A 13959-nucleotide genomic window follows, 5' to 3' on the forward strand; every position below is an offset into this window, starting at 1 on the left:
TTAAACACGGGCTAAACCATAAGGCAGTGTGAAAGGAGGGTGCAGAGCGAAAGATGCGGCTGCGTTTTATTGCTACACTGCGCATTCAAAAACAGGAGTGAACTATGAGAGCCCGTTCCGTAACGCTGGAAGACGTCGCCAGTGCTGCCGGTGTGTCTTATCAGACCGTCTCCCGGGTGCTGAATCATTCGAGCCAGGTGGCAGAGCAGACCCGTATGCGGGTGGAAGCGACGATGCAGGCGCTGAATTATGTGCCTAACCGGGTGGCGCAGCAGCTGGCGGGGAAAAATACCCGTACACTCGGCCTTGCCACCAGCGATCTCGCGCTGCTGGCACCGGCACAGATTGCCTCGGCGATCCAGCAGCGTACCAGCCAGCTGGGTTATCATCTGGTGATCGCGATGGCGGGCAGCGGCGGCGCGCAGCAGGCGGTCAGCGATCTGTTATCCCAGCGAGTCGATGCGCTGCTTATCAATGTGCCGCTTGAGGCGCAGGCCGCGCAACAGATTGAACGCATGGCAGCCTCCCTGCCCTGCCTGTTCTTAGATGTGGCGGAAGATGCCGATGTTGCCGCCTGCACCTTCAGCGCGCATACCGGTGCACGTCAGGGTGCAGAACATCTGCTGCAACTGGGGCACCGCCATATTGCCCTGCTTAACGGCCCGGCAGATTCGGTCGCGGCACGCGCACGCCGCGCGGTCTGGATTGAGGTATTGCAAGAGCATCAGCTGGCACCCTGCAACCAGTTAGAGGGTGACTGGAGTGCTCAATCAGGATTTAAGGCTGTGATGCAACTGGCCGGGCAGGAGATGCCCTCTGCTCTGTTGGTCGCTAACGATCAGATGGCACTGGGCGCAATGCAGGCACTGCATCAGATGGGCGTAGCCGTGCCCGCAGAGATGTCGGTGGTCGGTTATGATGATACGGCAGACAGTGCCTGGTATCAGCCACCGTTAACCACGGTGCGTCAGGATATGCGTCAGTTGGGCGAACACAGCGTACAGTGGCTGACCCGCCAACTGGAGCAGCCCGGCAGTGAAACAGGATTACCCCCGTTTGCAACGTCCCTCGTGGTGCGAGCCAGCACTGCTGCCCCCCGTTACGCGCAGCGTACGCCTCATCCGGTGGCAGAGGAGTTACGCCGTCTGGCACAACAGTTGGATAATGACGTACCATAAAAAAAGCCGGGCATCTCTGCCCGGCTCACTCTATTCACTGATGTCACCACAGGCTATTACGCTTTTGGTTCGCCCAGTGATTTCAATTTTTTCGACAGATCGCGACGTTCTTTCGACAGGTCGGCATTTTTGATGATGTAGTCATCAACGCGATCTTCGTAGTCGCTACGCATGCTGGCGATAATTTCCTGAATGGCTTCGACGCTCATCCCTGGCTTGATGTACTCACCGAGGTTATCGAGCAACAGCACACGCTTCTGGTTATCACGGATTTTCTTTTCATTATCGTGAATTTCACGTTGCAGCTTGTTCTTACGACGGAACATACGCACGAACTCCAGTACGTCCTGAAATGATTGCTTTGCATTTTCCATGAAGACACCTTTCATTTGGGCCTGTGCAAACAGGCATCATTGTCGTGGCTATCAGCTTAACGGCGGGCCGCTGCCGATGGCAATTTTAAACTTACAGAACTGCGCTGTCTCCATCTTACCCTGAACCGAGTCAGCTCGCAGTAAGTTGTTGCTGAATCATTCTATTTTCGCAACGCGAGTCGGATAAGTTCGGTCAGTCTTTCCAACTGACTGGCCATTTCCAGACTGAGCCAGACATAACCGTGAATAGGCGTTTCCACCAGTTCGTCGCTGTCTGACTCGGCAATCAGCTGCCGCAGTTCCCGGGTGATTTCCGCCAGCTCTTCGCTGTTGGCGGCAATTTTCCCGGTATCCCCTTCGACAATCACCTTTGACAGTGCGCGCAGGGTATTTTCGGTCATTTGCTGGGTACGCCGCAGCGCCGGCGCGTTTAGCATAATCAGATGACTCTGACGGGAAGCCCACCAGGCATTGAGCTGGAGTTCCAGCGTGCAAACCAGATTACGGTTCAGCGTCTGGATACCTTCAAACACCGAACGCGGCGTACGTGTTTCCTTGCTGGAGGGTTCGATCAACGCACGCATTTTAATCACGTTAGTTAACAGACGCTGTAACGGGCGTGACAGACGCGGCTTCTCGACGAGGTTGGAGGAAAAGCCAGCGTGATACACCCGCGCGGTCTCCAGCAGCAAATCGGAAAGCTGAATGCGCCAGTGGGTATAGGCTTTCTGCGGATAAATACTGGTAAACAGTAGCGCCAGCAGCGAACCGAGGATCACATCTCCCCCACGCCACAGCGCGGTGGTCATATCGCCCGGAATGCCGCCACAGATCACGGCCAGAGTGATGCCGATCAGCAACGCCATATAAGGGTGCTTACCCAGCGTCAGAAAACCACTGATAAACATCACCGCCGCACACCACACCAGCATGACCGGCATAGAGATCAGTTCCAGTTTGAGCGCAATCAACCCGGAGATTGAACCAAAGAGGGTACCGCCAATACGCTGAACCGCACGGGGGAAGACGTTGCCCCACGAGGAGATCGGCCCCATCACCACCACCAGCGTGATAAGCGGCCAGCTGCCTTCCGGGATCTCCATTATGCGCACCAGCAGGAACGTCAGGATAAATGCCAGAGCGATACGCACACCGTGGACGATGCGGTAATTACGGTACAGGCTGAACTCAAAGGCCGACAGAGGCTTGTCCGGTCGCAAAGGGAGCTCCGAAAGAAGAAAGAATCAGCGGGACATCATACCTGAAGCAGGCTCAGATAACAGGCGAACGAGGGATGTTTCCCCCCGTTTTCTCGCTCATTTCACTGCATTAAGCAGCAGAAAACACTGAGATTACCGCACTGATACAACCCGTTAATCGGCCATTTTCTTCTTGCGGATGTCATTCACATTTCGACAACAAAACAGAGTGTGCTAAAGGCTGCGTTTAACCAGCGGAACGCAGATCAGGAACTCCCAAATACCGCTTTGCGATCCGTCATTCAGATAGTGATCAAAACAGGGCCCTTCTGCACGCTGATAGCCACTGTTCGGCAACCACTCGTCGTAAAAGGCCAGCCAGGGGGTTGAAAAATCGCCGTCGTTGACGGTGACTTTCGCCACGCCATAGGTGCCACCGGGAAGAGAACGCAGTTCAACCCCTTCACTGCCCAGCGGCAAAACGTAGCCATCAGGCACACTGATACCGGTATCAATACGCAACTGTTCGGGGGGGACGATCTCGGGGTTATCGTAATAGATCGCCAGCCAGTCTCCTGCCAACTGATGACGTTCCACCCATTCGCTCAAACGGGCAAAGCCTTGCGGCGCGGTGTCCTGCCAGGGACCGACCAGACGAAAGGCGGCTACATTTTTCGCCTCAAGATGCTTAATCTCGACCTGCATGGTTCTCTCCTCAATGAATTAATCACTGTATAAATAACCATTAAAATCGATTTTTACCAGGCATCTTTCGTTGCAGAGAAATGATTTGTGAGGCGCTGCACAGAGTGGAGGGATGGCCGGGTCATGTTTTTATGCCCGGCCCGCGCAGAGTGAGATTATAACTTCTGTTTGATGTAGTCGCTGATGCGGGTGATAAGCCCCGCCTGCTCAATCGGTTGCAACGCCACCAGCGGGTAGCTGGCCAGCGTTTTGTCCCCTTCGACCAGTTGGATAGTGCCCACCTGTTCATGCAGTTTAATCGGGGCTTCCAGGTCTTTGCGGTCAATCACATACCGGGCTTTCACTTTCTGCACTTGATCACGCGGCAGTGCCAGGAATACATCTTTCTCGCTGCCCAGAGAAACGCGGTGCGGGTTACCGTACCAGACGTTTTCATGGCCAATCTCTTTGCCGGCGTGGAACAGCTGGATGGTATCGAACTGGCTCTGGCCCCAGGTCAGCAGTTTACGCGCCTGCTCTTCCCGCCCTTTAGAACTTTTTCCGCCCATGATCACGGCAATCAGGCGGCGCTGCCCGTCAACACTGGAGGCGATAATATTGAAGCCCGCGCTTTCGGTATGACCGGTTTTCAGCCCATCAACATGCAGTGTTTTATCCCACAGCAGGCCGTTGCGGTTCTGCTGAGTAATGCCATTCCAGGTGAGCGATTTCTCACTGTACATCTGGTAGAAGTCCTGCTCACCGCTAATGATGGCGCGCGATAGCGTGGCCAGATCGCGTGCCGTGGTGAACTGCCCTGGTGCATCCAGTCCATGCACAGTTTCAAAGTGGGTATTGCTCAGCCCCAGTTTATCCACGTACTGATTCATCATGGTAACGAAATTCGCCTGACTGCCGGCCACATAGTCAGCCAGTGCAACACAGGCATCGTTACCGGAATCAATAATCACCCCCCGGCTGAGGTCGCGTACTGAGATTTTCTCTCCCGGTTTAATGAACATCAGTGACGATCCTTTAAATACCGGGTTACCGGCTCCCCAGGCATCGTTACCCACCGTCACCATGTCGTCACGGGTGATGCGTTTTTTATCAATGGCGCGATCCACCACATAGCCGGTCATCAGCTTGGTGAGGCTGGCCGGGTTGCGGCGTTCGTCCGGATTCCCGGAAGTGAGGATTTGTCCGGTGGTGGCATCCATCAGCACCCAGGAGGCGGCATCAATCGCCGGAGCGGTCATCGGGAATGCCAGTGCATCCCCGGCAGGCTGGCCTTCGGCACAGGCGGCGGTACTTAGGACCATAACCACACAGAAACTTGCAAGCTGATGCTTTTTCAACGCTCAATCCTCAACATAGACACAATAAAAAACTGCGCATGTTGTACGGGATCCGTGATGTCTTTGCGTGACTAAATTGCAAGAAAATATGAATAAATCAGGGGATTACAATCATCAATACTAAAATCATGGGGTTGTATCCACAACAAATGGGATGCATTATCCATTACTGCCGATGCCTATTCTATTTTACCTAAATTTCTATGCCTTAATCGAGAGAATGATGCCAACACAAATACATAATACTCCGGCTACATATTGCGTATTGAACTTTTCTCCGAGGAAAAAATAACTTCCGATTGGCACGATAACAAAAGCCAGAGCCATTAATGGATATGCTTTACCTAATTCTATTTTTTGCAATACCCAAACCCATGCTATGGTCGTAAGTCCATATAATACGAATGCAGAAAAAAGAATTATAATTGCTTTCTGTGAAAAAAATGAACCTGCTTTTTCCATAGCACTAGCACTTAATTTAAAAAGTATTTGACCTGTAGATATTCCCAAAACGCAGATTACTGCTATCAGATAAAACATAGTTATCTAAACCTTTTATGGAATGGCCGTTTAGGTGTATTTGAAACATCGTGACCAATGAAAGCAAGAAGGAGTTGAAGGCCAAGAATGATGGGTAGAGCAGACAACATAACAGTACCAGATGTGGTAGTTATACCTGTATGTATGGATTCAGCCCAATTAATCACTCCTGTTACCACTCCAAACGTGAACATAATCAAACCAATAGGTAATTCAATAGATGCAAGAGACATATCACGAAGATAATAATTATAGAACACTCGCTTTAAGAAATTTCTTGAATGCTTGAATAAAAAGTCCCCAATAATTTTTGATATTTTTAGGTTGGACACTTCATCTTCATATTTTGCATCCATGGGTATATCGACAACCACTGCTTTTAGAGTGCTTAATCTAAATAAAATATCCGACTCGAAAAAATACCTTTTACTTATTTTTTCGAGAGGTAAGTATTTGATTAAATCAGTATGAATTGCAGTGTAACCATTTGTAGGATCGAACAAATCCCAATATCCTGTTGAGATTTTGGTCATAAAAGAAAGAACAGCATTACCAAAGAGTCTAATTCCAGGCATTGCGTTTATATTTTCGAGATTAAAAAAACGATTTCCTTTTGTGTAATCAGCCTCTCCATTGATTATTGGTGCAACAAACTCGTTTAAAATCGATGGATCCATTTGCCCATCTCCATCAATTTTTACAACAATATTCACATCATCTTCTAAAGCTTTCTGATAGCCACGCATAACGGCGCCACCAACACCCAAGTTAGTATTGTTTCTCAACACTATTACGCGGGGGTCAGCATTGTGCTGTTCTATAAAATCTCCGGATTTTTCAGGACAACAATCGTCAACTGCATAAATTTTGGTCACTTCTGGCCCGATGCCATTGATTACATCTAATATGTGTTTTTTTACTTTAAAGCAGGGAATAACCACTGCGATAACATTATGTTGTTCCATGTAAGCTCGCTAAACATTCGGGAATGATAACCAATTTTTCCAAGAAGGCGTTCGTTCAGTCTTAATGAACAACTTTTCTCAGAATCATTATTTCTTGAATAATCCTACCACTAATTTTTTGATTGGCAAATAGTTAGGTGATTTTTGTTCGTCACTTTTAATACTTTATCATCGACAGGGTTAATTAATTTCATGTTACCGACCCAATCAATAGTTAAAATCTATTGCTCGTGGATTTTTGAGTGTTTTTTACTTTTCCTGATTGTGTTAAATGACCGTATTTACATCGTTCCGGTACAAGTACAGTGGCAGGCAGTTCTGAAATTTAGTAAAAAAATCGGTTACATCAGGCCAGCTGCATGCGCTTACCTCTACACTGTCAGGATATACAGTTTATTCAAATTTGTGACAGCAATGTTCAATAGAGTCAAGATGGTGGTTTGATGGGGAAATTTTCCCAATGACATCCTAAGACCTCTTGCCTTACTTCCATTTGATGGTAAAATTCACTAAGCACCTAATTTTATGACTATTTTATGCACACACTATCTTTTAACTATGTTTCAACCTGCACAGTCAACACAGCCCCCACCGGCCAAACCTTCTATGACTGGATGCTGCCTGGCTTAGGCAGCATTCAGTCATTTTTTTTTGGCCTATGGTCACAGATAGCTTTTCTATGTTCTCCTCAGCTCAGCTTTCACTTACAGCAAAAGAGCACGCAGTACGATACATACTATGAATGATTCTCATGGTATCGATAGTTGAAACCTCTAGCAGGTTTAGCAAGTGACGCCTTCTCATTATCAAAACCCAGTTTATTTTACGTCCTATTCATCGTTTTAAATAATAAGCGACATACAAATGAAAACACTTACCAGAAATGAATTTGTTTTTTTCTTAGCTTCAATACTATTTTTTATATCATTAAAATCTGTAACACCACCTTTCATGAGTCCTGATGAACCCGTTCACTACTCCAGGGCATATCTCTTGAGTAAAGGATATATAACTCTCGATAATAAAGAAGGAAAACAATCTGGTGGTTATACCGATAAATCTCTTGATGAATTCCTTCAAATAATAAACAACGGACACATAGATAAATTCTCAAAAAAAATGGAAAACGCCATGAGATCTGTTCATTGGTCTAATGATCAGGTTTATAAAGAAATACCTAACACCTCATATTATTTCCCGTTAGTGTACGTTCCTCAGGCAGTTGGAATAATTACCGGTAAAATACTAAACCTTAGCATTTATAACACTTATAATTTATCAACAATCATCTCATTCCTCTCATGCATAATAATAATCGCAATCTCTAATAGAATATTTCAAATCCCTTATCCGGCAATGTTGATACTTGCTTTACCAATGATGATGTTTCAATTCTCTTCTCCAACAATAGACGGGGTAGCGACTTCATTTGCTGTTCTAATGATGTGCATCTTCGCAAGAGGGATGAAAAACAATATTTTCACTCTTAAAGATATTATTTTTCTTTGTTTGTGTGCATTTATACTTGTGTCAAGCCGTGCCAATCTTATACCTGTGCTGCTACTTCCTTTCGTTGCGTCAATAAAATCAAGTCATAAGTTAAAGTATATACTACCTATCATCCCAACTGTAATGTCGCTTCTATGGATAGTTTTTACTGTAACCCATGTTGTTGATGCTGGAAAAAAACACCCAGGCCTATCCCATGGAGATATTATCGTATATTACATTATGCACCCTTTAGAGTTCACCTCTATTATACATCACACTGTATCCAATATGAATTTACTTTCTTTTTACTATAGAAGTTTCATTGGGATTCTAGGGTGGCTAGACATAAGGTTGTCAAGTTATTTTTATATTTACTCAGGCATTGTCATCTTGACGCTAGCAGGGTTGAATACACGAATCAGCTTTTTGAAGAGTAATAAGGTATATGCGGGATCAATATTTTTAGTTTCACTATGCTCTATTTTCCTTATTTTCTTTGCACTTCTTGTCCAGTGGTCTCCATTCCCAACAACTACAATAGTTGGTGTGCAAGGGCGATATTTCACAATACCTGTACTGATACTCACCTTCATCATGTATAAGCATGATGGGAAGTTCGATAAAATCTCCTCAGTTATTTTACTTTCATATGCAATTATTGCATTACATTCCATGATGACGGAAATAGTTAATAGGTATTATCTTTAAGAGGATAGCTGTTATAAATAACACTTAAAAATGTTGCATTAGAATTTATTCTCATAAAATCACATCACTTTGCGAATTCGGGATTGATATCAGCCCCGAATTCTATCGTGGTTCGTCACGTTGAACCCAGAAACACATGTTTCCATGCTGTGCTGTAATTAATTTAATTTTTTCTGTGCTGGATAATTTTTATATTTTTTGAAAGACCGCCTACTGCCGAAATATACAACCTAACTTAAACTGGTACTTTGTAAGAATGACTGGATAAATCCTTACTCATATACTGGAAAGGCTGGGAATGAAAAAGTAAAATTTATATTTCTTTTGCCGTCATAGTACATAAAGCTCCACCTTAAATCGGTTAGCAAGCAAGTTAAAAACTTTCTTATTATTATATCAACATGCAAACCAAATATGGTATAATTATCGAATACTGAGTAACATCATCATGCTTATCGGTTCATTTCTAATATGAAAGGCAAAGTTATAAAATGAAAAAAGAGTTTTTGCGAAACTTTGCAGGCCTTGCATCATCCAACCTGATAAATTTATTGATCCCGTTAGTTACAATGCCCTATCTGTCAAGAGTTTTAGGTTCTGATAGTTATGGTGTTGTGTTATTGTTTAGTAGCGTTACTATTTTTACGATGATTATAACAGATTATAGTACAAACATTACAGGTGTTCGTGACTGTGCTGAAGCGCTAGGCGACCATGATAAAATAAGATTAGTTTATGAAAAAAATCAAAACACAGACTAATTCTTTCATTTTTATTATTACTACTATCGATTATTTACATCCATTTTTACATGTCCTCAATCAACCTCTATCTGGCAACAGAGTTAATAATTGTTACTTCGATTGGATATTATCTCTCCGCACCATGGTTCCATCAAGGCACATCATCCTTACATGTTTTTTCAGCGATAAATGTCACACTTAGAATTTTACAACCATTTGCAATATTTTTATTTATTAAAACGCCAGATTCATTTTCATTAGTCATGCGATTCAATGCGTATTCTACTTTTATTGCAGGATTTTTAATTTTCTTCTACCGAGCGAATAAATTTAAAATATCTGAAAAAAGGACACTAAAAATGTACAATAACACCTTGAAATCAGGAGCAAATTCTTTCATTGGTGATTTTTCCCCCAACTTCTATAGCAATATACCACCATTAATAATTGGTGCGAATGTTAGTCCGGTTGTGTTCGCATGCTATTCAATGGCGATTAAACTAATAAATATATCAGGAATGTTCCAAACAATTGCTGCACGATCCATTTATCCAATTATTGTGAAAGGTGCTGCTGGGCTACGAAACATTATGATAATAAATATTTTAATTTCATTAGTACCCTTCCTCGCTTTAATGTTTTTCGGAAGCTACATCGTAAGGGTTCTTCTTGGTCCTGGCTATGACTTATCTGTAGAATTCATCAATATTGGCGCTATAAGCATATTATTATATTCTGTCATCTGTTCTTACACATATGGCTATTTTTTCCCAAAAAGAAAGACGTGCTGTTCAGGAACATATCCATTGTATGCTCTATAGTTCCAGCTTTAATCGGCTATCCGTTAATGTATCATTATGGTGCTTATGGTGCTGTAATTATGTTGGTTATAGCACGAGCAATGTTTATGATTCTGTTTGCGTATTATCATAAAAAAGATTCAGCACGTTAAATAATTTATCCAATGCGGGGAACTACATTATGCTGCTATTATTACAATAGTACCTGCCATATCAACCGTGAAGTGCGTTTTTTTTCCGCTGACGTACATAACATGCGAACTACATTTATCGTATGAACCTCTTTCAAGATGAAAAAAAGTACCGACACTGTAAATGCTATCACGTCTTTGGCGATACTCGTACATAGTGGCCATCGGCGACTTCTGACCTGTCCGAATATGGTTTACCATGTATCAAGCGAAGTTTAGAGTCGCAGATAGCCATAATAGATTCTGTACGTGTGGTTTCAGGGATTCTGTACCTACCATGTACACAATACGGTATGGACTAAAGCGAACCGCAACTATCATCAGTAAACACATGCGAACGAAGCAGGGTTTAGACATTATGCTAAACACTACATTTTCAGAGAGTTAACGGACAGAAGTGGACAGCGAAACAGTGAAAGACAAAGCCAACCAACCCACCTTCCTTTTCCACGATTACGAGACCTTCGGTAAAAGTCCCTCGCTGGACCGCCCTGCGCAGTTCGCGGGCATCCGTACCGATATGGATTTCAACATCCTGGGCGAGCCGGAGGTGTTTTACTGTCAGCCTGCGGACGACTATCTGCCGCAGCCGGAAGCCGTGATGATCACCGGCATCACGCCGCAGATTGCACGTGCTCGCGGTGTCACTGAAGCGGAATTTACCCGTCGTATTCATCAGCTGTTCAGCGAACCCAACACCTGTGTGGTGGGCTATAACAATGTACGCTTTGACGATGAAGTCAGCCGCAATCTGTTCTATCGCAACTTTTACGATCCCTACGCCTGGAGCTGGCAGTACGGCAACAGCCGCTGGGACCTGCTGGATGTGATGCGTGCCTGCTATGCGCTGCGACCGGAAGGGATCGAATGGCCTGAAAACGAGGACGGCTTCCCCAGCTTCCGCCTTGAACACCTGACCAAAGCCAACGGTGTTGCCCATGAAAACGCCCATGATGCGATGTCGGATGTGTATGCCACCATTGCGATGGCAAAACGGGTCAAGGAGAAGCAGCCACGCCTGTATGACTTCCTGTTCAGCCACCGTAATAAGCAAAAAATCAGCGCGCTGGTTGATATTCCGCAGATGAAACCGCTGGTGCATATTTCCGGCATGTTTGGCGCTGCTCGCGGTAACACCAGCTGGATTGCCCCGCTGGCCTGGCATCCCGATAATCGCAATGCCCTGATCACCTGCGATCTGGGCGGTGATATGACCTCCCTACTCACCCTGAGCGCCGATGAACTGCGTGAGCGGCTGTATACACCGCGCAGTGAGCTGGGTGATGCCGCCCCGGTACCGCTGAAACTGGTACATATCAACAAGTGCCCGGTGGTTGCCCCGGCGAATACCCTTCGCCCGGAAGATGCGGAACGCATTGGGATTGACCGTCAGCGCTGCCTGGATAATCTCACCCTGCTGCGTCAACACCCTGAGGTACGCGAGAAAGTGGTGGCGCTGTATGCCGATGCCGAACCTTTCAAAGCCTCCGAAGATGTGGATGCCCAGATTTATAACGGTTTCTTTAGCGATGCTGACCGCAATGCGATGAATATCATTCGTCAGACTGCGCCGGAGAATCTTCCGGCGTTGGATTTAGCGTTCAATGACGCACGCATTGAGAAGTTACTGTTCCGCTATCGCGCACGTAACTTCCCCGGCACGCTGGATGACGCAGAGCAGAAACGCTGGCTGCAGCATCGTCGCGAGGTGCTGCATCCTGAGCGAGTGCAGAACTATGTTCAGGAACTGGAAATGCTGTTTAATCAGTATGAAGGGGAGCAGGCAAAGCTGGATCAGCTGAAAGCGCTGTTTGAGTACGCACGGGAACTGGTGTCCTGATAGGAAAAGGGCGGACCCAACAGCGGCCCGCCCTCACAGAGAATGATGCACCCACGAGGGTTTACATCAAATCTTCACTGCACTGTGGCACCGGATTACGGAAGCTGCGGGTGACAAAGGCCAGATACAGCAGACCAATCGCGCCCCAGACCAGGCCCAGCACCATGGAGCTCTCTTCCAGATTCACCCACAGTGCACCCACTGTCAGTGCACCCATCAGCGGCAGCACAAGGAACTTGAAGTTATCTTTCAAGGTCTTGTTACGCTTCTCACGGATCCAGAACTGAGAAATCACCGACAGGTTAACGAAGGTAAACGCCACCAGCGCCCCAAAGTTAATCAGCGCCGTTGCCGTCACCAGATCGAAGGTGATTGAAGAGAGTGCGATCACCCCCACCAGCAGCACGTTCAGTGCCGGCGTACGCCATTTCGGATGGATATAACCGAAGAAACGCACCGGGAATACCCCATCACGGCCCATCACATACATCAGACGTGACACGCCCGCATGCGCCGCCATACCAGAAGCCAGTACCGTCACGCAGGAGAAGATCAGGATACCGAACTGGAAGGCTTTACCTGCCACATACAGCATAATTTCCGGCTGTGATGCGTCCGGATCTTTAAAGCGCGAGATATCCGGGAAATACAACTGCAGGAAATAGGACACCACAATAAAGATGACGCCGCCAATCAGTGCGGTGAGGAAGATCGCTTTCGGGATAACGCGCTCTGCATCTTTGGTCTCTTCCGACAGTGAACTGATACCGTCAAAGCCAAGGAAGGAGAAACAGAGTATCGTCGCGCCAGTGATCATCGGCACCACATTGGCATTTTCTGACCAGAACGGTTTGCTGCTGACCAGCGTGCCTGCGCCTTCACCGTGCGCCACACCCCAGACAACCATCGCCATGATCGCCACCATCACCACTACCTGCAGCACAACAATTACACTGTTAAAGTTGGCAACGGTTTTAATACCTTTGAGGTTGGAGAGGGTCATAAAGCCCACCAGCAAGATCACAAAGATCCACGATGGAATGCCAGGGACCAGTGCTTCCCAGTATATTTTCGCCAGCAGGATATTGATCATCGGCATAAACAGATAATCAAGTAGCGAAGACCAGCCGACCATAAAGCCGACGTGCGGGCTGATCGCTTTCTGCGCATAGGTATAGGCCGATCCCGCAGACGGGAAACGACGAACCAACTGGCCGTAGCTCAGTGCGGTAAACAGAATAGCAATCAGCGCAAAGGCGTACGCGGTCGCGACGTGGCCATCTGTCAGGCCAGAAACAATGCCAAACGTATCAAATAAAGTCATTGGCTGCATATAAGCCAGACCCATCATCACAACAGGCAGTAACGTCAGCGTTTTTTTCAGTTTTGCACGCGGCTGGGCGGCTGAATTGAGCGTATCAAACGACATGATTTAGCCTCCCCACAGCATCAACCGTTCTGGGTTGAACCACAGGGGAGCTATGCATCGTGCGATAGCTTTTCGAAAGAGGATACTGGGAAGAACAGGCAGGCGTGAAGGTATCACCTGCTGTGGCGCCGTAGTCATCGCGCTGACGGATCCCAGCAGACGCTGGAGTAAGATGGTGAAGCCCCATGTTTGTTTCCTCAATAAAACACGTCAAAGTGTATTTAAAAGCGAATATCTATCCGGTTCTGGACCGGCCTCTTTAAAATGCGAAAGTTGTGTTGCCTGCTGACCGACAGATAAAAAAATACCGCCGCCAGGAAATTAAGCGTCGGTTTACAGGTATCATTTTGCAGGGCGCACATTCTGCACCAAAGTAAGGCGCAATGACAAGCCCCTAAGAGTTTCAGTTACAATTTATTGAAACAAAGAGAGTAAGCCGGGCGTGACAGTCACACCCGG

The 13959-nt window shown here is 46.4% G+C and carries 12 protein-coding genes; 5 read left to right on the forward strand and 7 right to left on the reverse strand.

Features of this window, described 5'->3' with window-relative positions; genetic code table 11:
• Positions 1 to 104 precede the first annotated feature (104 nt).
• Positions 105 to 1178, forward strand: a complete 1074-nt coding sequence (locus LJN55_RS14995; RefSeq protein WP_227534768.1) for a LacI family DNA-binding transcriptional regulator — start codon at positions 105 to 107, stop codon at positions 1176 to 1178.
• A gap of 56 nt (positions 1179 to 1234) precedes the next feature.
• Here LJN55_RS14995 and LJN55_RS15000 read toward each other — a convergent pair whose 3' ends face one another.
• The 6 genes from LJN55_RS15000 to LJN55_RS15025 all read right to left on the reverse strand — a co-directional run bounded on the left by LJN55_RS15000 (position 1235) and on the right by LJN55_RS15025 (position 6298).
• Entirely contained in the window at positions 1235 to 1552 is a 318-nt protein-coding gene (locus tag LJN55_RS15000; RefSeq protein ID WP_133841570.1) for a DUF496 family protein, read from the reverse strand.
• A 161-nt stretch (positions 1553 to 1713) separates the two neighbouring features.
• Entirely contained in the window at positions 1714 to 2772 is a 1059-nt protein-coding gene (locus tag LJN55_RS15005; protein WP_227534769.1) for an FUSC family protein, read from the reverse strand.
• 213 nt (positions 2773 to 2985) lie between these two features.
• Entirely contained in the window at positions 2986 to 3456 is a 471-nt protein-coding gene (sbmC, locus tag LJN55_RS15010; RefSeq protein ID WP_133841568.1) for a DNA gyrase inhibitor SbmC, read from the reverse strand.
• A 155-nt stretch (positions 3457 to 3611) separates the two neighbouring features.
• Positions 3612 to 4757, reverse strand: coding sequence for a serine-type D-Ala-D-Ala carboxypeptidase DacD (gene dacD / locus LJN55_RS15015; RefSeq protein WP_227534770.1), 1146 nt, complete (start codon positions 4755 to 4757; stop codon positions 3612 to 3614).
• Between the two features lie 237 nt (positions 4758 to 4994).
• Positions 4995 to 5333 carry an EamA family transporter gene (locus tag LJN55_RS15020; RefSeq protein ID WP_227534771.1) on the reverse strand — a complete coding sequence of 113 codons (339 nt, stop codon included), beginning with the start codon at positions 5331 to 5333 and terminating at the stop codon, positions 4995 to 4997.
• A 2-nt stretch (positions 5334 to 5335) separates the two neighbouring features.
• Positions 5336 to 6298 carry a glycosyltransferase family 2 protein gene (locus tag LJN55_RS15025; protein WP_227534772.1) on the reverse strand — a complete coding sequence of 321 codons (963 nt, stop codon included), beginning with the start codon at positions 6296 to 6298 and terminating at the stop codon, positions 5336 to 5338.
• An 864-nt stretch (positions 6299 to 7162) separates the two neighbouring features.
• Here LJN55_RS15025 and LJN55_RS15030 point away from each other — a divergent pair.
• The 4 genes from LJN55_RS15030 to sbcB all read left to right on the forward strand — a co-directional run bounded on the left by LJN55_RS15030 (position 7163) and on the right by sbcB (position 12071).
• The gene (locus tag LJN55_RS15030; RefSeq protein WP_227534773.1) at positions 7163 to 8497 is read left to right on the forward strand and encodes a DUF2142 domain-containing protein; all 1335 of its coding nucleotides are present in this window, start codon (positions 7163 to 7165) and stop codon (positions 8495 to 8497) included.
• A 491-nt stretch (positions 8498 to 8988) separates the two neighbouring features.
• Positions 8989 to 9258 (forward strand): lipopolysaccharide biosynthesis protein, encoded by a 270-nt coding sequence (locus tag LJN55_RS15035; RefSeq protein ID WP_227534774.1) that lies wholly within the window; start codon positions 8989 to 8991, stop codon positions 9256 to 9258.
• Positions 9259 to 9308: 50 nt separating this feature from the next.
• Positions 9309 to 10061: a polysaccharide biosynthesis protein gene (locus LJN55_RS15040; RefSeq protein WP_227534775.1), complete on the forward strand. Its 753-nt coding sequence runs from the start codon at positions 9309 to 9311 to the stop codon at positions 10059 to 10061.
• A gap of 582 nt (positions 10062 to 10643) precedes the next feature.
• On the forward strand, positions 10644 to 12071 hold the full coding sequence (sbcB, locus tag LJN55_RS15045) for an exodeoxyribonuclease I (RefSeq protein WP_227536402.1): 1428 nt from the start codon (positions 10644 to 10646) through the stop codon (positions 12069 to 12071).
• Positions 12072 to 12132: 61 nt separating this feature from the next.
• Here the strand turns inward: sbcB and LJN55_RS15050 are convergent, their stop codons facing one another.
• The gene (locus tag LJN55_RS15050; protein WP_227534776.1) at positions 12133 to 13500 is read right to left on the reverse strand and encodes an APC family permease; all 1368 of its coding nucleotides are present in this window, start codon (positions 13498 to 13500) and stop codon (positions 12133 to 12135) included.
• Positions 13501 to 13959 lie beyond the last annotated feature (459 nt).

It is taken from the genome of Erwinia rhapontici (assembly GCF_020683125.1).
GTDB lineage: Bacteria > Pseudomonadota > Gammaproteobacteria > Enterobacterales > Enterobacteriaceae > Erwinia > Erwinia rhapontici.

Bases quoted from the DNA above. Each gene is read 5' to 3' on its own strand.
- LJN55_RS14995 (WP_227534768.1), top strand. From the start codon at position 105: ATGAGAGCCCGTTCCGTAACGCTGGAAGACGTCGCCAGTGCTGCCGGT.
- LJN55_RS15000 (WP_133841570.1), bottom strand. From the start codon at position 1,552: ATGGAAAATGCAAAGCAATCATTTCAGGACGTACTGGAGTTCGTGCGT.
- sbmC (WP_133841568.1), bottom strand. From the start codon at position 3,456: ATGCAGGTCGAGATTAAGCATCTTGAGGCGAAAAATGTAGCCGCCTTT.
- dacD (WP_227534770.1), bottom strand. From the start codon at position 4,757: ATGGTCCTAAGTACCGCCGCCTGTGCCGAAGGCCAGCCTGCCGGGGAT.
- LJN55_RS15020 (WP_227534771.1), bottom strand. From the start codon at position 5,333: ATGTTTTATCTGATAGCAGTAATCTGCGTTTTGGGAATATCTACAGGT.
- LJN55_RS15025 (WP_227534772.1), bottom strand. From the start codon at position 6,298: ATGGAACAACATAATGTTATCGCAGTGGTTATTCCCTGCTTTAAAGTA.
- LJN55_RS15030 (WP_227534773.1), top strand. From the start codon at position 7,163: ATGAAAACACTTACCAGAAATGAATTTGTTTTTTTCTTAGCTTCAATA.
- LJN55_RS15035 (WP_227534774.1), top strand. From the start codon at position 8,989: ATGAAAAAAGAGTTTTTGCGAAACTTTGCAGGCCTTGCATCATCCAAC.
- LJN55_RS15040 (WP_227534775.1), top strand. From the start codon at position 9,309: ATGTCCTCAATCAACCTCTATCTGGCAACAGAGTTAATAATTGTTACT.
- LJN55_RS15050 (WP_227534776.1), bottom strand. From the start codon at position 13,500: ATGTCGTTTGATACGCTCAATTCAGCCGCCCAGCCGCGTGCAAAACTG.